We start from the raw sequence: 22,036 nt of genomic DNA on the forward strand, positions 1-22,036 counted from the left end.
CAAACGTGCAGTTTTCCAAACAAAAAGCCGCTATAAGCTGTGATTTGGCAAGCAAAAAAACCGCGTAAAAAAGCCTAATAACAGCATTTAATGGCAAAAGTCACAGGCCATATAAAAAAGCGTTGCCTTTTCTAAGGTGTTTTATATTTTAAACAGTAACACGCCACCAGGCGCGGTATTCACACGGGAGTGTTTTATGCGTACGGCAACACAAACCGAGGCCATGGATGCCTTTTGGATGCCCTTTACCGCCAACCGCCAATTTAAAAAAGCGCCGCGTATGCTGGTTTCGGCCAGCGGCATGTATTACCAAGACCAACAGGGCCATTCGGTGCTGGACGGTACTGCCGGGCTTTGGTGTTGTAATGCCGGCCATGGCCGCCAGGAGATCGCAGCAGCGATAAGCCAGCAGGCCACCCAGCTCGACTACGCCCCCTGCTTTCAAATGGGCCACCCACTGCCTTTTGCCTTTGCCGAACGCTTAGCCGATTTAGCGCCCAAGGGCTTAGATAAGGTATTTTTTACCAACTCCGGTTCAGAGTCAGTCGATACAGCGCTAAAAGTCGCCCTTGCCTACCAACGCCTGATTGGCCAAGGCAGCCGTACCCGTATCATCGGCCGCGAAAAGGCCTACCACGGTGTCGGTTTTGGCGGTATTGCCGTTGGTGGCCTGCCCAATAACCGTAAGTGGTTTGGCAGCAACTTGTTGGCGGTGGACCACCTGCCCCACACCTTAGATATCGCCCGTAATGCCTTTAGCCGCGGCCTGCCAAAATTCGGTATAGAAAAAGCCGAAGAGCTGGAAAACATCATCGCCTTGCAAGACCCGTCCACCATTGCCGCGGTTATTGTTGAACCCATCAGTGGCTCGGCCGGGGTGATATTGCCGCCGCCAGGCTATTTAAAACGGCTGCGGGAGATAACAGCCCGGCACGGCATTTTGCTGATTTTTGATGAGGTGATTACCGGTTTTGGCCGCGTTGGTGCCCCTTTTGCGGCAACGCGCTGGGATCTTACCCCCGACATCATCACCACCGCCAAAGGCCTGACCAATGGCACCGTGCCCATGGGCGCTGTCTTTATCAGCAGCAGTATTCAAGACGCCTTTATGCAGGGGCCGCCAGAGGTGATTGATTTTTTCCACGGCTATACCTATTCCGGCCACCCACTAGCCGCCGCCGCCGGTATGGCAACACTGGATGTTTACCAGCGCGAAGAGCTGCTCACCCGAGCCCTGGAAAAAGAAGCGCTTTTTGCCGACAAAGTGCATAGCCTTAAAGGCCTTGCCAATGTGATTGATATTCGCAACATCGGCCTGGTAGCCGGTATTGAACTGGCCCCTAGGGAGGGCGCTGTTGGCCAACGCGGCTTTGAGGTGTTTGAGCGCTGCTTTAACGCCGGCGCGCTGGTGCGCTGCACCGGCGACATTATTGCCCTGAGCCCACCGCTTATTATTGAAGAGCCGCAAATGGAGCAACTGGTGACCATTTTGGCCGATGCCATTAGCGCCACAGCCTAGCCTTGATTTGGAGAAAGCCATGCCCATCCGCTACCCAAGCTCTTATTACGCCGCCACCGCGCCCATCACGGCACGGCCGGCGCTTAGCGATAAGCGCCAAACCCAGGTCTGTGTACTTGGCGGCGGCTTTTCCGGGCTTTCTACTGCGCTGCATCTTTTAGAAAAAGGCTTTGAGGTGATAGTGCTGGAAGCGGCTGGCATTGGTTTTGGCGCCAGCGGCCGCAACGGCGGCCAGATGGTGCACAGCTACAGCCGGGACCTGGACGTTATCGAAAAAAGCTGCGGTATGGACACCGCCCGCGCCATGGGCGAAATGGCCTTTGAAGGTAACCGCATCATTCGCCAGCGTATTGAAAAATACGGCATCGAATGCGACCTCAAAGACGGCGGCGCCTTTGTTGCCCTTAACCCGCGCCAACGCCAAGGGCTTAGCCACCACCAAGCACTTTGGCAGCGTTACGGCTACCAACAGTTAGAGCTGTTGGAAAAAGACCGTTTAGGGGAATTGGTGGATTCCCCCCGCTATGAAGCGGCATTACTGGACCATGGCGCTGGCCATTTGCATCCGTTAAAGCTGGCTTTGGGCCAAGCCCGGGCCATTGAAAGCTTAGGCGGGCAGATTTTTGAGCAATCGGCAGTAACCCAGGTAGATAAAGGGGCCAAGGTACGGGTGCATACCGCCAGCGGCTTGGTTGAAGCCGACTATTTAGTGGTGGCGGGCAATGCTTATTTGGGTAACTTGCTGCCGCCACTTGCCAGTAAGGCCATGCCCTGCGGCACCCAAATTGTCACCACCGAGCCGTTAGATGCCAGCTTGGCGCAAAGCCTAATACCCAACGGCTATTGCATTGAAGACTGTAACTATCTGCTCGATTACTACCGCCTTACCGCTGACAACCGCCTTTTGTATGGTGGTGGTGTCACCTACGGCGGTGGCGACCCGGCTAACATTGAAGCGGCCATTCGCCCTAATCTTGAAGCCACATTTCCACAGTTAAAAGGGGTAAAACTCGACTATCACTGGGGCGGCGATTTTCTTTTGACCCTCAATCGCTTGCCGCAGCTGGGACGCTTAGATAGCAACATTTTCTATGCCCAGGGCTACAGTGGCCATGGCGTAACCACCACCCACTTAGCGGGTAAAGTGCTGGCCGAAGCCATCGCCGGGGCCAGCCAGCGTTTTGATGTGTTCGCCTCTCTGCCCCACCTGCCCTTTCCTGGCGGCCGGGCCCTTAGGGTACCACTCACGGCCCTAGGCGCTTTTTGGTACAGCCTTCGCGACAAAGCCGGGTTTTAAAAAGGCGGCAGCGCCGCCTGTTATCGCCAGTCTTTTAACCTTGCAAACGCCAACCCCAAAGCCCCCGCCCACTGCGCCAGCGCTGGGGATGGCAAATAACCTTGTGGCAGCAGCGATAACAGCGCCAACTGGGTTTTATCTCCCAATATCGCCTTGGCAATGGCCTCGCCACATTGGCCGGCAAGCGCCATACCTTGGCCGCTGTAGCCTTGGGCGTAATAAACATTGGCGGCCAGTTGACCAACATCAGGAAATTGGTAACGGCTAAGGGCCAGGCGCCCATGCCAATGGTGCTCAAAGGGATGTTCGGCCAGTTGTGGGAACACCCTTAACATGCGTTTGCGCAGCTGAAGCAGTAGGCTTTTCGGCGGTGTTGGCCCGGCGCTGATCCGGCCACCAAAGATAAGCCGGTTGTGGCTATCAAGCCGAAAGTAGTCGAGCAAGGTGTTAAGATCAAAAAGCGCAAAGCGCCCCGGTATCAGTTGGCTTGCCAAACCCGCAGGCAGCGGTGCGGTGGCGGCAATGGAGCTGGTAAAAGGCAAAATGCGCCTTGCCAGCGGCGGCGCCAAATTCCCCAAATAGGCATTGCCCGCCAGTACCAGCTGGCGGGCCGCCACCTGGCCCTGCGGTGTCGATAAAACCAGCTTGTCACCAGCGGGCTGATAAGCCGTTACCGGTGAGTGCTCAAAAATGGTGGCGCCCTTCTCCTTGGCTATTCGTGCCAACCCCAAGGTGTAAGCAAGCGGATTAAGGTGCCCCGATAAGGGGTCAAATAGCGCGCCAAGATAGCGGCAGCTGGCAAGGTTATTTTGCAGGGCATTTTTGTCCCAAAGGCTGACATCAAGGGCAGCTAAGGTGCGGGCTTTGGCTTCAAGGCGTTTTATCTGGCGCGGCTTGACGGCCGCTATCACCACACCACTTTGCCAATTGCAGGGAATGCGATAGGTCGCAACCTGGTTGCGCACCCGTCTTACTGCCGCCACCGACAGCGCCCACAGCTCTTGGCGCTCGGCGTCATTAATATGCTTAAGGCCATCAAGGCTTTGCTCGTACCCCACCAACACTTGGCCGCCACTTCTTCCTGAGGCGCCAGCGCCAATAACTTGCGCTTCCAGCACCGCCACCTTGAGCCCGGCACTCGCCAATTCCAAAGCGGTGTTAAGGCCGGTAAGACCGGCGCCAACAACGGCAACATCAACCGAAATGGCTTCGGTCAGTGGCGGGCAATGCAAGGGGCTTTGCCCCTCCAGGTAAGGTGGTGGGTAGGCAGCCGTTAGAACTGGGTTAGATACCATTGAAACTCCAGCGGCGTTATCTGCTGCTCGAATTTGTAAAGCTCGCTCCACTTGTTCTGGGTATAGATATGCTGAAATTGCTCACCAAAGTAGTCGGCAATATAGGGCGACTTTTCAAAGATACGCAGGGCATCACGCAGGTTGTCGGGCACGTCGGGGGGAAATTGCTCGTAAGCATTCCCCTCTACCGGCGGCGGCGCCGTTAACTGTTCAACAAGGCCAACATCAATGCCCATCAATACTGCCGCCATGACCAGATAAGGGTTAGCATCGGCCCCGGCAACCCGGTGTTCGATGCGGGTGGCGCTAAGTGGCCCGGCGGGAATACGCAGCGCCGTAGAGCGGTTATTGACTCCCCAGACGTGGCTACAAGGTACATACATGTTGGGTGAAAAACGGCGAAAAGAGTTGGGGTTACCGGCAAAAAGCGCCATCGACTCGTCCATGGTTTCCAGCAGCCCGGCAATGGCTTGGCGCAATAGGGGGCTGCCTTCTTCGTCGTCACCGGCAAAGACGTTTTCGCCGTTTTCGTCGTTAAGGCTGACATGGACATGGGTGCCGCAACCGGCGTTATCGATATAAGGCTTAGCCATAAACGACGCCATAAAACCGCAGCGCCTAGCCACCTGGCGAATAACCCGTTTTAGCAGTACGGCGTGGTCACAGGCCGCCACCGGGTCGTCAACATGGTGCAGGTTCACTTCAAACTGCCCCGGCGCGTATTCTGCCACCACCGCATCGGCAGGCAGCCCTTGTTGGCGGGTGGCTTCCATGACTTGGGTAACAAAGTCTTCGTACTCGCTGATGTTGTCGATGGCATAAACCTGGGTGCCTTCGTCACGGATCCCCGACTTTGGCGCTATTGGCGGCAGCGGCTCACCTTGGGCAAGACTGGTGGTATCGAAAAGATAAAATTCCAATTCAACGGCGGTAACCGGTTTTAGGCCACGGGCATGAAAGCGCTGGGTGATATTGCGCAGCACGGTACGCGGGTCGCCAAAATAGGGGTTGGCATCTTCATCTACCATTTCCAGCATCATCTGCCCGCAATGGGGCTGCCAGGGTACCGGCACCAAGGTCTCGGGGCGGGCGTTACAGGGCAAGTCCATGTCACCGATATCGATGCCGATACCAGTTTCCTCAACGGTCTCACCGGTAATATCCAAGGCAAAGACCGATGCAGGTAATAAAATGCCGTCAGCAATGATCTTATGCAGATCCTGCGCCCTAATCCTTTTTCCCCGTGGCACCGCGTTAAGATCTGGCAGCAACAGATCGATGTGTTCAATCTTGGGATGTCGCGCCAGAAACGTATCGGCAATCGCTTTACTCATATTCCACCATCCCGACGCATTCGTTCAAAATTTCAATCACAGACGCCATTTGGGCAGTTGAGCCGAATCCCTGGCTGCTGTCAATGGGCCTTACCGCCGAAGCAATATTTAAAAATAGGATTAAAACCAGTTATTTACCACAAAAATAACAAATAAAACTGGCTGAACAAAAAAACTCCACTCTGTAGACTCTGTCACGTTAAAAGCCTTTGTTATGGCCATTCGCCGATGCTATCGTCGAAAAAAATGAACACCTGCCATTCGACGCAACACGGATAACAGATCACGCTTAACCCATTTGCCAACCCGAACGAAGGTGAGTGATGCAAGAGTCTGAATTGGTTGCCTGGCTACGTGGCCAGCGCATCACGGAAGTGGAATGTGTTATTGCCGATATGACCGGCATTGCTCGCGGCAAAATCATGCCTGCGGGTAAGTTTCTCAATGAATTCGAACTACGCCTGCCCGAAAGTGTGATGCTGCAAACCGTTACTGGCGACTACGTCGATGACGAAACCTACTACGCCCTGCTCGACCCCAAAGATATCGATATGGTGTTAAAGCCAGACCCGAATGCCCTGTTTATGGTGCCTTGGGCGCTAGAGCCAGTAGCACTTATCATCCACGATGTGTTTGACCGTGACGGCAACCCTTACGAAATGGCGCCGCGCAATGTGTTGAAAAAGGTGCTCAAGCTCTACCAAGACAAAGGCTGGCAACCGGTTGTGGCGCCGGAGCTGGAGTTTTACTTGGTGCAGCGCAGCGATGACCCAGACCTGCCTTTCAAGCCGCCCATTGGCCGCAGTGGTCGCCCGGAAACCGGCCGCGCCTCTTTTAGCATTGATGCTGCCAACGAATACGACCCTTTATTTGAGGATGTCTACGACTGGTGTGAAGCCCAGAATTTAGATATCGACACCCTTATTCACGAAGAAGGGGTGGCGCAAATGGAAATTAACTTTCGCCACGGCGACCCTTTGCACTTGGCCGACCAGGTGTTTGTGTTTAAACGCACCGTGCGCGAAGCCGCCCTTAAGCACAATGTGTCGGCCACCTTTATGGCCAAGCCCATCAAGGGTGAACCCGGCAGCTCAATGCACATTCACCAGAGTGTGGTTGATGTTACCAGCGGCCAAAACCTGTTTAGTAACGCCGATGGCAGCGCCTCGGCGCTGTTTCGCCATTTTATTGGTGGCATGCAGAAATACCTGTTTGATGTCATTCCGCTATTTGCCCCCAATGTGAATTCCTACCGGCGTTTCTTGCCCGACAGTTCCGCCCCCATTAACGCCGAATGGGGCGAAGACAACCGCACCTGCGCCTTTCGCGTGCCCGATTCCGGCCCTGAAAACCGCCGCTTAGAAAACCGCTTGCCCGGCGCCGATGCCAACCCCTATTTAGCCTTGGCCGCCAGCCTGCTGTGCGGCTATTTAGGCATGGCGCAAGCCATAACACCACGCCCACCGGCCAAGGGCCGCGCCAATGTTGGCCGCGACCTTGGCCTGCCAGCCAGTCTTGAGCAGGCCATTGCCCGCTTTGAAGTGGCAGAACACTTAAAAGCACACTTAGGCGAGCGCTTTATCCTCGCTTATGCCGAGCTAAAACGCGTTGAAAATGAAAACTACAAACAGGTGATCAGCTCTTGGGAGCGCCAGTTTTTAGAGATGACGGTGTAAAGGAAGGCAACAATGCACCAAGCAAGAAGCACGGTCCAATGGCAAGCCATGGAAAAAGCCCACCACCTGGCGCCGTTTTGCCATTACCAACAGTTACAGGCCAAGGGCCCGCGCATTATAAAAAGCGCCAAGGGCGTTTATCTCTATGACAACGACGGCAACGTCATTTTGGATGCCATGGCCGGACTTTGGTGCGTCAACCTCGGTTATGGCCGCCAAGAATTGATAGATGCGGCCAGCCGGCAAATGGCCGAGCTGCCCTATTACAACCTGTTTTTCCAAACCGCTACCCCGCCGGTGATTGAGCTGTCATCACAGTTAGCAGCGCTGGCACCGGCAGCGCTAAACCGGGTCTTTTTTACCGGTTCAGGTTCTGAGGCCAATGACACTGTGCTGCGCATGGTGCGCCACTATTGGGCCTGTTTGGGCCAGCCGCAAAAACAGGTGTTTATTAGCCGTCACAACGCTTACCACGGTTCAACGGTTGCCGGTGCCAGCTTAGGTGGCATGGCGCCAATGCACCGCCAGGGCGGCTTGCCCATTCCCGGCATTGAACACATCGCTCAGCCTTATTGGTTTGCTGAAGGTGGCGATATGGCCCCCGATGACTTCGGCATTTGGGCCGCCGAGCAACTGCGCGAGCGCATTGACAGCATTGGCCCCGAAAAGGTCGCGGCTTTTATTGCCGAACCCATTCAGGGAGCGGGCGGCGTAATAGTGCCGCCCGACAGTTATTGGCCAGCGGTGAAAAAGGTGCTGGCCGACTATGACATTCTGTTTGTCGCAGACGAGGTGATTTGTGGCTTTGGCCGCACCGGCCGCTGGTTTGGCAGCGACTACTATGATTTAAAGCCTGACCTTATGCCCATCGCCAAAGGGCTTTCCAGCGGCTATTTGCCCATTGGCGGCGTGATGGTTAGCGATAAGGTTGCCCTGGTACTCATTGAGCGTGGCGGTGAGTTTTACCACGGTTTCACCTACTCGGGGCACCCGGTTTGTGCCGCCGTTGCTTCTGAAAATCTGCGGCTTTTAGACAGCGAAGGCTGGGTTGAACGGGCCGGTAAACAAATTGGCCCTTACCTGCAAAAACGCTGGCGCGAATTAGCCGAGCACCCATTAGTGGGTGAAACCCGTGGCGTTGGCATGGTGGCGGCTTTAGAGCTGGTGAAAGACAAGTCAGCCCGTTCGCGTTTTGACAGCAAAGGCAGCGCCGGGGCGCTGTGCCGTGATCTTTGTGTTGAGAATGGCCTTATCATGCGCGCCGTAGGCGACACCATGATCATCTCACCACCTTTGATTTTTACCGAAGCTCATGTCGACGAGTTAATCAGCAAAACCCATCGTTGCCTTGATCTGACGTTAAAAGCGTTGCGGGCCTAATACTCGCAGGAATGGCGTTATCAAAAGTGAGAATCCTAAGGGAGATGGAAATGAACAAGATGATCCTCAAGGCCCTGTTTTGTTCAGCGGCGTTGGCGCTAACCGCCAGCACCGCAGTCAGGGCGGCCGACCAAACATTGCATATTTATAACTGGTCCGATTATATCGACGAAGACTCGATCCCGATGTTCGAAAAACAATCGGGCATTAAAGTGACCTACGATGTTTTTGACAGCAATGAAGTGCTGGAAGCCAAGATGCTGGCGGGCCGCAGTGGCTATGATTTGGTGGTGCCCTCGGGGCAGTTTCTGGCCAAGCAAATCAAGGCGGGCGTATTTATGAAGCTCGACAAGAGCAAACTGCCCAACTGGAAAAACCTTGACCCGCACCTGATGAAAATTCTCGAGCTTTACGACCCTGGCAACCAATACGCCTTCCCTTACATGTGGGGCACCACCGGCCTGGGTTATAACCCGGCTAAAGTGCAGGCCGCCCTTGGCCCTAATGCGCCGGTTAATTCTTGGGATCTGGTGTTTAAGCCTGAAAACATCAAAAAGCTCAGTCAATGCGGGGTTAGCTTTCTTGATGCCCCACCGAGCTGGTACCAGCCGCCCTTAACTACCTTGGCCTAGACCCCAACTCCACCAACCCGGCTGATTACGCCAAAGCGGAAAAACTGCTGGCAAGTGTTGCCCTTACGTAACCTATTTCCACAGCTCCAAATACATTTCCGATTTGGCTAACGGTGATATTTGTGTGGCCATTGGTTGGTCAGGGGACGTATTCCAGGCAGCCTCGCGGGCAGAAGAAGCCAAAAATGGCGTGGTGGTGAAGTATTCGATCCCCAAGGAAGGGGCCGGTATGTGGTTTGACATGATGGCCATTCCCAAAGACGCCGACAACCCGGACGCGGCGCTTAAATTCATGAACTTCATGCTCGATGCTAAAAACATTGCGAGAGCCAGTAACTACGTAGCCTATGCCAACGGTAATAAGGCCTCCTTGCCTTATTTGGATGCTGCGGTCAAAGACAACCCCGGTATTTATCCAACCGAGGAAGCCTCTAAACACCTTTATACCTTTGCCATTTTACCGCCGAAAATTGAGCGCCTAACCAACCGCATTTGGACCAAGGTTAAAACAGGACAATGACCCATAACGGGCCGGGCGTTGCCCGGCCATGGAGGCCCTTATGCCCAATAACGGCAGCGGCGTACTGCTCAAACAGCAACAACAGTCGCAAACGCCCCGGCAAACACTGGTGAGTATTAAAGGCCTGAGTAAACGCTTTGGCGCCACCCTAGCGGTGGATAACGTGGATTTAGACATTCATAAAGGCGAGCTGTTTGCACTCTTAGGCGGCTCCGGCTCCGGCAAAACCACCCTGCTAAGAATGCTGGCCGGTTTTGAAACCCCCAGTAAAGGCAGCATTACCATTGACGGTGAAGACATCACCGACATGCCGCCGCACCAAAGACCCATCAATATGATGTTCCAGTCCTACGCGCTGTTTCCGCACATGACGGTGGCACAAAATATTGCTTATGGCCTAAAACGCGATAGCTTGCCCCGCAGCGCCATCGATGAGCGAGTACAAGAAATGCTGCGCCTGGTGCGCATGAGCGATTTTGGTAAACGCAAACCTCATCAGCTCTCTGGTGGCCAGCGCCAACGGGTAGCGCTAGCCAGAAGCCTGGCTAAACGGCCAAAACTGCTGCTACTCGATGAACCCATGGGGGCCTTGGATAAAAAGCTCAGGACCGAGATGCAGCTGGAAGTGGTGGAGATTTTGGAACAGGTTGGGGTGACTTGCGTAATGGTGACCCATGACCAAGAAGAAGCCATGACCATGGCCGGGCGTATAGCCATCATGAATGATGGCTGGATAGTTCAGCAAGGCACCCCCTTAGACATTTACGAAAGTCCAAACTGCCGGATGACCGCTGAATTTATTGGTTCGGTGAATATCTTTGAAGGCGAGATCATCGCTGATGAGCCCGACCACGCTCTCATTGCCTCACCGGCGCTCGATAGCCCGGTGTATCTCGGTTACGGCATTACCACCTCGGTTGAAGAAAAACGCGTGTGGGTAGCGGTGCGCCCGGAAAAAGCCATTGTCAGCCGTGATAAGCCCAGTCAGGAACAAAACTGGGCCTTTGGCCGCATTCACGATATCGCCTACCTAGGACCGCACTCGGTTTACTACATCAAACTGAACTCCGGGCAAGTGGTGCAAAGCCAGTACACCAACCTCAGCCGCCGCGGTGACCGCCTAACCTGGGACGACCCCGTCTACGTTTATTGGGATGCCGTCAGCGCCATAGTGTTAAGGAGTTAACGGATGAAACTGCCTTTGCCGAAAGCCAGAAGCTGGGTGATGAATCTGCCTTTTTTCTGGTTGCTGCTGTTTTTCGCGGTGCCCTTTGTCATTGTGCTAAAAATCAGTTTTTCCGAAGCAGCCCTTGCCATTCCCCCTTACGAACCGCTGCTGTCTTGGGCCGACGACACCCTTAACATCAAAATCAATCTTGGTAACTTCACTTGGCTTGCCAGCGACAGTTTGTACTTTGCCGCCTATTTCTCCAGCTTAAAAATTGCCTTTTTCTCCACCTTACTGTGCTTGTTGGTGGGTTACCCCATGGCCTATGCCATCGCCCAGGCCAAACCCACGGCTCAGCCCGGTTTATTGCTGTTAGTGATGTTGCCAAGCTGGACCAGTTTTTTGATTCGTATCTATGCCTGGATTGGCATTCTTAAAAACAACGGGCTTTTAAATAACCTTTTGATGTGGCTAGGCATTATTGACCAACCACTGCATATCCTTAATACCAACATCGCGGTTTACATCGGTATTGTTTATGCCTATTTGCCGTTTATGATTTTGCCGCTTTACGCCAACTTAAGCCGCCACGACCAATCCTTGATTGAAGCCTCTTCCGACTTGGGCGCTCGCAGCTGGACCAGCTTTTTAACCATCACGCTGCCACTGTCTAAAAGCGGCATTATTGCCGGCTCTATGCTGGTGTTTATTCCGGTGGTGGGCGAGTTTGTGATCCCCGAGCTACTGGGCGGACCGAAAACGCTGATGATTGGCAAAGTGTTGTGGAACGAATTTTTTGCCAACCGCGATTGGCCTGTTGCCTCGGCCTTGGCCGTCGTAATGTTGGCACTGCTGTGTATTCCCATAGCGCTGTTTAACCATTACCAATCCAAAGAACTGGAGGCGGAGAATGGCCAATAAACGCGTCTTTAAAGTCGGCAATCTGTGGTTGGTTTTAGGTTTATTGTTCTTATATTTGCCGATGGTTATTTTGGTGATTTATTCCTTTAATAGCTCAAGACTGGTAACGGTTTGGGCTGGCTTTTCAGCGAAATGGTATAGCGAGCTGTTCGCCGACGATCAGCTGATGAAAGCGGTTTGGACCAGCCTAAAAGTCGCTTTTTTTGCCGCCAGTGCCGCCATCGTGCTGGGCACCATGAGCGCCTTTGTGATGGTGCGTTTTAAAAGCTCAGGGCTTAAAACCACGTTTTCGAGCTTAATTACAGCGCCGCTAGTGATGCCGGATGTCATTATCGGTTTGTCGCTCTTGCTGCTGTTTGTGGCCATGGCCGACTTAGTCGGCTGGCCAGCCGACCGCGGCATGCTCACCATTTGGATAGCCCATGTCACCTTTTGTAGTGCCTACGTTGCGGTAGTAGTGGCTTCACGTTTTAAAGAAATGGATGCGGCACTGGAAGAGGCGGCCATGGACTTAGGTGCCACGCCGTTGGTGACCTTTTTCACCATTACCTTGCCACTGCTACTGCCAGCGGTGGCCGCCGGTTGGTTGTTGGCCTTCACCTTGTCGCTAGATGATTTGGTGATTGCCAGTTTTGTATCAGGCCCCGGTGCAACTACCCTGCCGATGGAAGTGTTCTCTTCGGTGCGTCTTGGGGTGTCACCTAAAATTAATGCGCTGGCGAGCCTCATTATCCTGGTGGTGTCGATAGTCGCTTGGTTGACCTGGCTGCTGATGCGCCGCGCTGAAAAACAGCGTCTTAAAGACCAACAACAATTCGAGCAGGCACTGGTGCAAAAACAGCAGCAACGAGAAAAAACACTGACCCAAAAAGCGCCAGTAAACTAACCGTATGGGTTTGATGCATTCATGCATTGAGGAAAAGATATGCCGCTGCGAATAGCGATTTTAGAAACCGATATTTTGCACCCCGACTTACAGCCGCACTTCACCGGCTATGGGGCAATGTTTGTTTCGCTCTTTAAACGGCTGGGGGACGACATTAGCTGCCAGGTGTTTAACGTAGTTCAGGGCCACTATCCGCCAACACCAGAGCAATTTGATGCCTTGCTCATTACCGGCTCCAAAGCCGATGCGTTCAGTAAAGCGCCTTGGGTGTTGGCATTAAAGCAATTTTTACTAAGCCGCTACCACCAAGGGCAACGCATTATTGGGATTTGTTTTGGCCATCAGTTAATGGCATTGGCGCTGGGCGCCGACGTCTCCCGCGCGCCACAGGGCTGGGGCCTTGGCAAAATGCAATACCAGTGGCTTTGCAAACCTACCTGGTTAAAAGGCGCAGATACGCCATTGTCATTGCTGGCGGTCCACCAAGATCAAGTGCTCAGTCTTCCCCAAGGGGCACGCATTATTGCCGGCAGCGATTTTTGTCCCATTGGCGCCTTTGAAATCAAGCATCAGGTGCTGTGCTTTCAGGGGCACCCTGAATTTACCGCTGACTATGCGCGCACTTTGTTTGCAGTAAAAGAAGATGTTTTCGGTGAAGAACAATCGGCAAAGGCACTGAAAACTATCGACAACCAACACGACGGCCTCAAGGTCGCCGGTTGGATAAGAGATTTTATTGTCGATGCCAAAACTCAAAATGTGGCTGGTGAATTACAGCTCACTAAATGACAGGGTTCATCGAAGGGATTACGAAAACGGTGGGGGCGGCTGGAGTCAAAGTAGTAACCATCGCCCGCAGCCAGTTGGTACACCGTTTCACCAACGGTTAATTCCAACTGGCCAGAAATCACCAGTCCGGCTTCTTCGCCTTCGTGGCTCAGCATATCAAGGCCGGTATCTGACTGTGGCGGGTAGGTTTCGCTCATAAACGACATCACCTGTTTGCCACCTGTTTTGCCGACCACTTTCATCACCACGCCATTGCTGCCAACATCCAACAACTCCTCACCGCGGTAAACCACTTTGCGTTTACTTTCGTCTTCCAGATCCATGGAAAAGAAATCAACCAGTGATAAAGGCAAGCCGGAAAGGACTTTTTTAAGTGAACTCACGGAAGGGCTAACACTGTTTTTTTCAATCATGGAAATAGTGCTGTTGGTAACACCGGCCCGCTTGGCCAACTCGCGTTGCGATAAACCGTTTTTCTTACGCAACAGGCGAAGACGTTTACCCACATCCAATGACGCATCCATAGGCTTATTTTATTCCTGCTCAAACCTAAAAAGACAACACCAAAAAACCATAACCCATTGATAAAATCATGTTTATCAAGAAAATCTGACAGAAATCAACGAGCCACTAGATTATGTTTTGGATTAAAGGGGCCAGTGTAAACGTAAATTTTTTTGAACGCAAAAGCGTTAAAAAAGGCCAGCAGATGCTGGCCTTTTATTGCGTCTTGTTGGCGAATACATCAATCACTGAACAGGGATTCTGCATTCAAGCCCTCTTGGAACAATCGCTCTTTAAGACGACGCAGCGCCTCTACCTGAATTTGCCGTACACGCTCGCGAGTCAGACCTATTTCATGGCCAACTTCTTCAAGGGTAGCGGGCTCATAGCCCAACAGGCCAAAGCGGCGGGCCAGTACTTCCCGTTGTTTATCGGAAAGTTCATCAAGCCATTTCATCAAACTGGAACGAATGTCGTTATCTTGCAGCTCAAACTCGGGCCCCATTTCCTTTTCATCGGCAATGACGTCCAGCAGCGCTTTGTCAGAATCACCACCGATCGGTGTATCAACAGAGCTGATACGCTCGTTAAGGCGCAGCATTTTAGCTACGTCATCAACAGGTTTATCAAGCTTGGTGGCAATTTCTTCAACGGTGGGTTCGTGGTCCAGCTTGTGGGCCAGCTCACGGGCGGTACGAAGATAAACGTTCAGTTCTTTAACCACATGAATGGGCAGACGAATGGTGCGGGTCTGGTTCATGATGGCACGTTCGATGGTCTGGCGGATCCACCAGGTGGCATAGGTGGAGAAACGGAAGCCCCGTTCAGGGTCAAACTTTTCAACAGCGCGGATCAAGCCTAGGTTGCCTTCTTCAATTAAATCCAGCAGGGCAAGGCCTCGATTGTTGTAACGGCGGGCAATTTTCACGACAAGTCGTAGGTTGCTTTCAATCATTCGTTTTCGAGAAGCTTCACAACCCCTGAGCGCTTTTCTCGAATAAAAGACCTCTTCCTCTGCGCTAAGCAGAGGGGAGAAACCGATCTCACTCAGGTACATCTGAGTAGCATCCAAGCTCTTCTGGAAGTCTTCACCTAAGGCGATTTCTTCTTTCTGGTCCTCCACTTCTTCCGAAGTGTCCTGCGTGGCCTTGTCCATGACGTCGACTTCGTCGTCCATGCCAAGGTTTTCCTGCTTCGATTTCTTGCGGGCCATATAGAGCCTCCTGTCAACTCGTCTTGTTGATCACTCCGTTACTTAATCATTGTTGTTATCCTCGTTTGGGTAGTTTTTGCAGTGGGTTAATGGCCTCCCCCCGGCGGCGGATCTCAAAATGGAGCTTCACACCGATAGTTCCGGAATCACCTTTCAGAGCAATAAGTTGCCCTGCTTTCACCCACTGTTGCTCCTTTACGAGCAGCTTTTCGTTGTGTGCGTAGGCGCTGATGTACTCGTCATTATGTTTAATGATGATGAGCTTGCCATAGCCCCGTAATGCACTCCCCGCATAAACCACTTTGCCTGGAGCTGACGCTACTACAGAGTCTCCCCTGTTACCGCCAATGTCTAGCCCTTTGTTGCCTTTTTCATCATCTGAAAAACCTAACAACACCGGACCTTTAGTCGGCCACTGCCAGTGCAGTTCCTGACTTGATGCCTGTGATGCAACATTATTGTTAACACCATGTTCACGAATGTACTTATCTGACTTGGGCTTGGCAATCGTTTTCTTGGAATTTTTTGATTGGCCTTGTCTTTTTACCTTGGCTACTGTTGCCGAAGGTGATGACAACTTTATGATTTGTCCAGAATAAATCGTATATGGATGTGGGATGTGATTAATGTGAGCCAAGTCCCGATAATCCATTCCGGTACGAAAAGCAATGGAATAAAGGGTGTCTCCCCGCACAACCCGATAGCGCGTGCCGCGGATGGGGTCGTAGTTGATGATGGGGGCGACAGGCTGTTCGGTAGATAGCGAGATCACGGGGGCCGGGCTGTCGGCACTGCAAGCGGACAACAATAAACTCAGCGTAAAAAGGAATAACAGCCTGCGCATAACCCCTATCTAATTAATAAATATGCAATAACAGCCAAAATCAGAGTACCCCACCCTAACCAATCTATGTACTGGCGCAATTTGGCTTCCATTTTTGCCCCGCCCCATTTCATCAGCCCAGCAACCAGAAAAAAGCGACCAGCGCGGCTAATTAATGACATCGCCATAAAGGGCAAAAACATCATTTGCATCACCCCGGCGGTAACGGTGAAAAACTTATAAGGTAGTGGTGAGAACCCCGCCAGCAGTACTATCCAAATGCCATATTGGCTAAACCAGTGCTGCGCCTTGGCCAATTCATCCTGATAGCCCACCCAATGGATAAAAGGCTCAACCACTGGCTGAAACAGTGCCCAGCCCAAGGCAAAGCCAATGGCACCACCAATAACCGACGCCAGAGTGGTCATTAAGGCAAATCGCCAGGCTTTGTCGGGTTTGGCCAAGGACATGGGAATAAGCATCACGTCGGGGGGAATAGGCCAAAAAATAGCTTCACAAAAGCTCATGGAAACCAGGTAGCGTGGTGCATGGGGGTGTGCAGACCAACGCAGCACCTTGTCGTACATGACAGAAAATATTTTCACAAAAGGCTTCCAGAAATCAGCGGCACAAACCGCACCCACTCCACGTCATCCACCGTGAAGGTGTTTTCCTGACGGGTGATCACTTTTAATACTTGTTGTTCGTCGCCAACCGGGATAACCATCACCCCGCCATCGGCCAATTGCGTGAGTAATTCATCAGGCAACGAGCTCGGCGCGGCGGTAACAATAATGCCATCAAATGGGCCTTTACTTGCCCAACCTTGCCAACCGTCACCATGCTTCATTTGCACGTTGTGCAGATCTAAACGCTGTAAGCGACGACGTGCCTGATATTGCAGGTTTTTAATACGCTCAACACTGAACACCTGGCCACAAAGTTGTGCCAACACAGCGGTTTGATAACCGGAACCGGTACCAATTTCCAGTACCTTACCCAAATTACCACGGCGCATAAGCAGCTCAGTCATGCGGGCCACTATGTAAGGCTGAGAGATAGTTTGGCCTTCACCAATAGGTAAAGCGGTATTGTCATAGGCTTTGTGGCCAAGTACATCGTCCACAAACCAGTGCCTTGGCACGGCAGCCATGGCGGAAAGTACTCGGTCGTTGCTGATCCCTTCCTGACGCAACTGACTGGTCAGGCGAGCACGTGATCCTGCGCCGTCGATGGCCATAATCTCCCTTTATCTCTTATTAGGTTGAACAGTTTCCAGCCAGCTGGCCATGGGCGCCAGCATCCGATGGGCTGTTAAATCAATCTGCAATGGCGTTACCGATACCTTTTTATGATGCACGGCATAAAAGTCGGTACCGGGGCCAGCGTCAGCCCCGGCGCCTGGAGGCCCCAACCAGAAAATGGGCCGGCCGGCAGGATCCGTGGTTTTCACCATGCTTTCGGCGCGGTGACGGTTACCAAGCCGGGTAACTTCTACGCCAGCATAATCACTTCTGGGTATATCCGGCACATTGATATTAAGAATGTGCATCGGCGGTAGTGGCTGCTGCTCTAAGCGGCTAACAATATCAGCCGTGATATCAGCCGCATCCTGGTAATGCGCTAAGCTGCGCCCAACCAAACTCACCGCCACCGCTGGCAGACCTAGGTGGCGACCTTCGGTTGCGGCCGCCACTGTGCCCGAATACAGCACGTCGTCCCCGAGGTTTGCCCCGGCATTCACCCCAGCCACCACTAAATCGGGCAGCCAGTTCTCAAAGAGGCCATTAATGGCCAAGTGCACACAGTCGGTTGGTGTCCCTTTGACCGACCAGAAGCCATTTTCAAGCTGTTGGGCCCGTAAAGGGTTTTCCAGCGTCAACGAGTTAGAGGCACCACTGCAGTTTCTATCGGGGGCCACCACCCGCACATCGCCCATTCGCGCCAAGGCACGGGCCAATGCTGCAATGCCGGGGGCATGAACGCCATCGTCATTGCTGACCAATATCTTCATGATTTCGTCTCGCTAAATCGCTCAGGCTCGGTAAGGGTTGCAACATTTTCTAACAGCGCTGTGGCGAAGCTACCGGTCGGTAAGGTGAAAGACAGGGTCAGATTACTCTCTTGCCATTGCCAGCTAAGGTCAGGTTTTAGCCATAATGGCCGCCGGGCACCATTGGCAAGTTTTTCAAGGCCTTCGGTATAGGAAGCGTAGGCTTCAACAGCACGGCTTTCGAGCTCCCCAGCCTGATGCAAAGGTGTTACGCCGCCTTTGCCCCACAGCGGGCCGGTTAGCTGCACATCACCTTCGGCCAAACGTTGTTGCAACGTTTCCAACTCACCTTCTTCGGCAACAAACACCGAGTGTGAACCCGCGAGCATCAGTACATCACCAGCCAGTACCTGCTGTATCATCCCCTGCTGCTGGCGATAAAGGGCAACCTGATTAAAAAGCAAAGAGCGGGCGGCAGAAATAGCCATGCCTTGGCGCGGCTTTTTCATGCGCTTACCGGCCAAGACATCTTCAAAGACCTTGATGTTGCGGTCATCATGGCCAAAGCGCTGGCCACCAAACAGGTTGGCAAAACCCTGTTCTGAGACTTGGTGTAAAGCCTGCTCTGCTGCCGCCACATCACTGACTTCACGCAGTACAATCTCAAAGCGGTTTGCTTTGTGGGTACCGATGCGCAGCTTTTTGTTGTGGCGAACGGTTGTCAGCACCTTTAGCTCATCACTTTCAATGCTGCTAAGGTCCGGGTCTTCTTTACCGGGCAACCAAACCGACAACCACTGGCGGGTAACAGCGTGGCGGTCTTTTAACCCTGAGTGCGAGACATCTCGCTCTTTTAGGCCACAAGCCTCGGCCAGCAACTTCGCCGCCCAGCCAGTATTCATGCCACGTTTTTCTATCAATACAAAAAGGTGCTCGCCTTCACCTGCCGGTTCAAAACCCAGCACCTCTTCTACAAAAAAATCTTCGGGCAGCTGTTTAAAAAGCGCATTTACCATCACAAAGCTTTCTCCAGCAACACCACTGCCTCAACCGCTATGCCTTCTTGGCGGCCAACAAAACCGAGTTTTTCAGTGGTGGTAGCTTTTACATTTATTTGGCCATCTTCAGCCTGAAGGTCGCGGCTCATCGCTGCCACCATTGCCGTGATATGCGGCGCCATTTTCGGCGCCTGGGCCATAATGGTGACGTCTAAATTGCCGAGCCGGTAGCCTTTATCAACCACCAGCTGGTAGACGTGGCGCAGCAGCACCCGGCTGTCGGCATTTTTAAAATCAGGGTCTGTATCCGGGAAATGACGGCCGATATCACCAAGGGCAACAGCGCCCAGCAAGGCATCGGCCACGGCATGCAGCACCACATCGCCATCAGAATGGGCAATAAGGCCAATATGATGCGGCACCACCACACCACCTAAAATAAGCTCGCGCTCAGCTCCGAATTTATGTACGTCAAAGCCATGTCCAATGCGCATGCTTTACTCCTGTTGACTCATTAACCAGCGGGCCAAAGGCAGGTCCGCAGGCTCGGTGATCTTGATGTTGTCGCTGTTGCCTTTCACCAATGCTACCGCTAACCCTAATCGCTCTATGGCAGAGGCTTCATCGGTAATGCTGGCCCCTTCAGCCAAGGCTTCAGCAAGGGCTTGGCGCAATAGCGCCGTTGGAAAACATTGGGGGGTAAGGGCACGCCAAAGGTGCTGGCGCGGTACCGTTTCTTCAATATGCTGGCCGTCACCCGACCATTTTACGGTGTCAACAACCGGTACCGCTAATATAGCGCCAGTTCCGCGTTGTGCTTCAGTGATCAGCAACGCGATATCATCAGCCCGCACCAAGGGTCTGGCCGCATCGTGTACTAACACCCAGGGGGAAATATCAGGATTCACAGCATCCAGGCAAGCCAGCACGGAATCGGCGCGTTCTTCACCACCGACAACGGTGCGAAGACGCGGATGACTAGCCTGCGAAAGGTCTGAAAAGTACGGGTCGTCTTCAGCCAGCGCTACCACCACTTCGCTAATGAGCGGGTGGGCCAGCAGCCGGGCCAAGGTTTCCCCCAGAATGCAGTTGTCACCTAACGGAAGGTATTGCTTGGGCTTAGCTGCGCCCATGCGCCGGCCAATACCCGCTGCCGGCACCAGCGCGACCAGTCTTTCAGTCATTGTGCTTGGTCGATCCGTTTTCGGTTTGGTCCTGAGGCGACAGCACCCGGTAAAAGGTTTCTCCGTCGCGAATGAGGCCCAGTTCGTTGCGCGCCCGCTCTTCAACGGCTGACAAGCCATGACGAAGATCTTTCACTTCGGCAAACATTAAATCATTGCGCTTTTTTAGCTCCGCATTCTGCTTTTGAATACGGCCAATATCGGCTTTGAGTTGCCAGTGGTCCTTGAGAGCGTTGTTACCGAACCAAAGCCGGTACTGCAACATCCCCAGGAGCACCAGGAGCACTATTGCTAAGCGAGCCATACGGTCTCCTGTTTATCCTGGGGTCCTATTATGGTGGCCCAAGGCCCCTTTGGGAATGCCTAAGCTCAGGCAAATGCGCAGACATTAAAGCCTTTTTGGCTGGCGGGGCGGTTCATACAGCGCTCATACCAGGCCATAACGGTTGGAAAATCACCCATGCCAATCACATCGCGAGCCCCATACCCCCAGTCAAGGCAACCCACCCAAGGAAAAATCGCAATGTCTGCAATGGAGTAATGGTCCCCCAGCAAATAGCGCTTGCCCTGCAATTGCTGCTCAATCACCCCCAGCAGGCGGCGGCTTTCGTTGCGGTAACGTTCAACAGGGTAAGGATGCTGGCACTTGTCGGCGGCATATTTATAAAAATGCCCGAACTGACCAAACATAGGGCCAACGCCGGCCATCTGGAAAAAAACCCATTGCAGGCACTCGATACGCTTAGCCGGTTCTTTCGGCAGCAGCTTACCGGTCTTTTCGGCCAAATAAAGCAAAATAGCGCCGGATTCGAACAGCTTCAGCTCGCCGTCTGGGCCATTAGGGTCAACGATAGCCGGAATTTTGTTATTGGGATTGATGGCCAGAAATTCCGGCTCGAACTGCTCATCCTCGCCAATGTTTACCGTATGGGCTTCGTAAGCAAGCGCCATTTCTTCAAGGGCTACCGACACTTTTTGGCCATTGGGTGTGGCCAGCGAATACAGTTGGATACGGTCAGGGTGTTTGATGGGCCACTTGGCCATAACTCACTCCTTGCAGCAGCACTGCCTTGAATACAAAAATCAGCGCTCAAGGTTAACACTTGGGCGCCGGGGGCCCAACTGGCTCAAGCGTCATTCTTATGGCTTCGTTTATCTATAAACTTTTGAAAATCAGCACCTTTCTTTTTACAAGCGGAGGTTGCTAACCAGTGTGTTTCCTTTTCGCCACCGATGGTGGGCACATCCACCAATAAGGCGCAGGAACCATCAGCGCCAAAATAAAGCCGCTGACCACCACCAAGATCAATGATCTGCGCTTTTCTGGTGTTCGCTTTTGGCCGCTCAATGGCCTGAACACCAGGCATACGCTGGCCATTAAGCCACTGTTGCTGCTGTTGTTGCGCGATATTATTAAGGCTTTGCTCCAGCGCCAAGCCGAAGCTCTCGCCAGCACTTTTTGCAGACGGCTTGCGCTCATTAAGCGGTGTTTCGGCAGCCTTGGCCCGGCGTGCACTTTTCGGGTGCGCCGGCAGGCGCTCTTGCGGCAGGTGCTGGCGACTTAAACTCGCAGCGCCGTTGGGCGCATCAGCATAACCACTTAACCGCTCTTTTGCGTTAAGTGTGTTTGGTTTTGTGGGCTGCTCAGTTCCCACCTTGGCCGCTTGCGCCTTCACTGGCGCTGGCGCAAAAATGAGCCTGGCCTTAATGGGTTCGGGCACCATCGGCGGCTTAACCGTCGACGGTTCCTGCCAAAACCCGCACAGCACCAGCAAATGCAGCGATAGCGCCAGCACGGCAAAAAGACCGTACTCGCGTAGTAAATACTTAGCGCCTTTTCGCGGCAGATTAACGTTTGGAGCCGGCATCTCTCATCCATAAAAAAAGCCGCCCATCGGGCGGCT

General features: G+C 53.1%; 22 protein-coding genes and 1 pseudogene. 9 read left to right on the forward strand and 14 right to left on the reverse strand.

The window, feature by feature from the left end; all coding sequences use genetic code 11:
- Positions 1 to 196 precede the first annotated feature (196 nt).
- Both aptA and DW350_RS14120 read left to right on the forward strand, forming a co-directional pair.
- Positions 197 to 1,519 carry an omega-aminotransferase AptA gene (gene aptA / locus DW350_RS14115; RefSeq protein WP_226911326.1) on the forward strand — a complete coding sequence of 441 codons (1,323 nt, stop codon included), beginning with the start codon at positions 197 to 199 and terminating at the stop codon, positions 1,517 to 1,519.
- A 19-nt stretch (positions 1,520 to 1,538) separates the two neighbouring features.
- Positions 1,539 to 2,816 (forward strand): NAD(P)/FAD-dependent oxidoreductase, encoded by a 1,278-nt coding sequence (locus DW350_RS14120; RefSeq protein ID WP_115720648.1) that lies wholly within the window; start codon positions 1,539 to 1,541, stop codon positions 2,814 to 2,816.
- Positions 2,817 to 2,836: 20 nt separating this feature from the next.
- Here the strand turns inward: DW350_RS14120 and DW350_RS14125 are convergent, their stop codons facing one another.
- Together DW350_RS14125 and DW350_RS14130 are read right to left on the reverse strand one after the other, a co-directional pair.
- Positions 2,837 to 4,111, reverse strand: a complete 1,275-nt coding sequence (locus DW350_RS14125) for an NAD(P)/FAD-dependent oxidoreductase (RefSeq protein WP_115719547.1) — start codon at positions 4,109 to 4,111, stop codon at positions 2,837 to 2,839.
- Complete coding sequence (locus DW350_RS14130) at positions 4,090 to 5,445, reverse strand: glutamine synthetase family protein (RefSeq protein WP_115719548.1); 1,356 nt, start codon at positions 5,443 to 5,445, stop codon at positions 4,090 to 4,092. The genes DW350_RS14125 and DW350_RS14130 overlap by 22 nt, the downstream gene beginning before the upstream one ends.
- A 323-nt stretch (positions 5,446 to 5,768) precedes the next feature.
- Here DW350_RS14130 and DW350_RS14135 point away from each other — a divergent pair, with 323 nt between their 5' ends.
- From DW350_RS14135 to DW350_RS14165, 7 genes and pseudogenes are all read left to right on the forward strand, one after another.
- Positions 5,769 to 7,121: a glutamine synthetase family protein gene (locus tag DW350_RS14135; RefSeq protein ID WP_115719549.1), complete on the forward strand. Its 1,353-nt coding sequence runs from the start codon at positions 5,769 to 5,771 to the stop codon at positions 7,119 to 7,121.
- A gap of 12 nt (positions 7,122 to 7,133) precedes the next feature.
- The gene (locus DW350_RS14140) at positions 7,134 to 8,501 is read left to right on the forward strand and encodes an aspartate aminotransferase family protein (RefSeq protein ID WP_115719550.1); all 1,368 of its coding nucleotides are present in this window, start codon (positions 7,134 to 7,136) and stop codon (positions 8,499 to 8,501) included.
- Between the two features lie 50 nt (positions 8,502 to 8,551).
- Positions 8,552 to 9,653: pseudogene (locus tag DW350_RS14145) on the forward strand (polyamine ABC transporter substrate-binding protein).
- A 40-nt stretch (positions 9,654 to 9,693) separates the two neighbouring features.
- A complete protein-coding gene (locus tag DW350_RS14150) occupies positions 9,694 to 10,839 on the forward strand; it encodes an ABC transporter ATP-binding protein (protein WP_115719551.1) in 1,146 nt (381 codons plus the stop codon).
- 3 nt (positions 10,840 to 10,842) lie between these two features.
- Positions 10,843 to 11,742: an ABC transporter permease subunit gene (locus DW350_RS14155; RefSeq protein ID WP_115719552.1), complete on the forward strand. Its 900-nt coding sequence runs from the start codon at positions 10,843 to 10,845 to the stop codon at positions 11,740 to 11,742.
- On the forward strand, positions 11,732 to 12,628 hold the full coding sequence (locus tag DW350_RS14160) for an ABC transporter permease subunit (RefSeq protein WP_115719553.1): 897 nt from the start codon (positions 11,732 to 11,734) through the stop codon (positions 12,626 to 12,628). The genes DW350_RS14155 and DW350_RS14160 overlap by 11 nt, the downstream gene beginning before the upstream one ends.
- A 39-nt stretch (positions 12,629 to 12,667) precedes the next feature.
- Complete coding sequence (locus tag DW350_RS14165) at positions 12,668 to 13,417, forward strand: amidotransferase (RefSeq protein WP_115719554.1); 750 nt, start codon at positions 12,668 to 12,670, stop codon at positions 13,415 to 13,417.
- Here DW350_RS14165 and DW350_RS14170 read toward each other — a convergent pair.
- The 12 genes from DW350_RS14170 to DW350_RS14225 all read right to left on the reverse strand — a co-directional run bounded on the left by DW350_RS14170 (position 13,381) and on the right by DW350_RS14225 (position 22,000).
- Positions 13,381 to 13,941: a cupin domain-containing protein gene (locus DW350_RS14170; RefSeq protein ID WP_442899777.1), complete on the reverse strand. Its 561-nt coding sequence runs from the start codon at positions 13,939 to 13,941 to the stop codon at positions 13,381 to 13,383. The genes DW350_RS14165 and DW350_RS14170 overlap by 37 nt on opposite strands.
- A gap of 221 nt (positions 13,942 to 14,162) precedes the next feature.
- The gene (gene rpoS, locus DW350_RS14175) at positions 14,163 to 15,134 is read right to left on the reverse strand and encodes an RNA polymerase sigma factor RpoS (protein WP_115719555.1); all 972 of its coding nucleotides are present in this window, start codon (positions 15,132 to 15,134) and stop codon (positions 14,163 to 14,165) included.
- Positions 15,135 to 15,189: 55 nt separating this feature from the next.
- Positions 15,190 to 15,978, reverse strand: a complete 789-nt coding sequence (locus DW350_RS14180) for a peptidoglycan DD-metalloendopeptidase family protein (protein ID WP_115719556.1) — start codon at positions 15,976 to 15,978, stop codon at positions 15,190 to 15,192.
- Positions 15,979 to 15,983: 5 nt separating this feature from the next.
- Entirely contained in the window at positions 15,984 to 16,562 is a 579-nt protein-coding gene (locus DW350_RS14185) for a YqaA family protein (RefSeq protein ID WP_115719557.1), read from the reverse strand.
- Entirely contained in the window at positions 16,559 to 17,197 is a 639-nt protein-coding gene (locus tag DW350_RS14190; protein ID WP_115719558.1) for a protein-L-isoaspartate(D-aspartate) O-methyltransferase, read from the reverse strand. The genes DW350_RS14185 and DW350_RS14190 overlap by 4 nt, the downstream gene beginning before the upstream one ends.
- A 9-nt stretch (positions 17,198 to 17,206) precedes the next feature.
- Positions 17,207 to 17,971 carry a 5'/3'-nucleotidase SurE gene (surE, locus tag DW350_RS14195; RefSeq protein ID WP_115719559.1) on the reverse strand — a complete coding sequence of 255 codons (765 nt, stop codon included), beginning with the start codon at positions 17,969 to 17,971 and terminating at the stop codon, positions 17,207 to 17,209.
- Positions 17,968 to 18,966, reverse strand: coding sequence for a tRNA pseudouridine(13) synthase TruD (truD, locus tag DW350_RS14200; RefSeq protein WP_115719560.1), 999 nt, complete (start codon positions 18,964 to 18,966; stop codon positions 17,968 to 17,970). Before truD ends, surE begins: the two co-directional genes overlap by 4 nt.
- Positions 18,966 to 19,442: a 2-C-methyl-D-erythritol 2,4-cyclodiphosphate synthase gene (gene ispF / locus DW350_RS14205; protein WP_115719561.1), complete on the reverse strand. Its 477-nt coding sequence runs from the start codon at positions 19,440 to 19,442 to the stop codon at positions 18,966 to 18,968. Before ispF ends, truD begins: the two co-directional genes overlap by 1 nt.
- A 3-nt stretch (positions 19,443 to 19,445) precedes the next feature.
- Entirely contained in the window at positions 19,446 to 20,132 is a 687-nt protein-coding gene (ispD, locus tag DW350_RS14210) for a 2-C-methyl-D-erythritol 4-phosphate cytidylyltransferase (RefSeq protein WP_115719562.1), read from the reverse strand.
- Positions 20,125 to 20,436 (reverse strand): cell division protein FtsB, encoded by a 312-nt coding sequence (gene ftsB / locus DW350_RS14215; protein WP_115719563.1) that lies wholly within the window; start codon positions 20,434 to 20,436, stop codon positions 20,125 to 20,127. Before ftsB ends, ispD begins: the two co-directional genes overlap by 8 nt.
- A gap of 65 nt (positions 20,437 to 20,501) precedes the next feature.
- Positions 20,502 to 21,176, reverse strand: a complete 675-nt coding sequence (locus DW350_RS14220; RefSeq protein WP_115719564.1) for a glutathione binding-like protein — start codon at positions 21,174 to 21,176, stop codon at positions 20,502 to 20,504.
- A gap of 83 nt (positions 21,177 to 21,259) precedes the next feature.
- Positions 21,260 to 22,000 carry a hypothetical protein gene (locus tag DW350_RS14225; protein ID WP_115719565.1) on the reverse strand — a complete coding sequence of 247 codons (741 nt, stop codon included), beginning with the start codon at positions 21,998 to 22,000 and terminating at the stop codon, positions 21,260 to 21,262.
- Positions 22,001 to 22,036 lie beyond the last annotated feature (36 nt).

Origin of the sequence: Gallaecimonas mangrovi (assembly GCF_003367375.1) — a bacterium.
GTDB lineage: Bacteria > Pseudomonadota > Gammaproteobacteria > Enterobacterales > Gallaecimonadaceae > Gallaecimonas > Gallaecimonas mangrovi.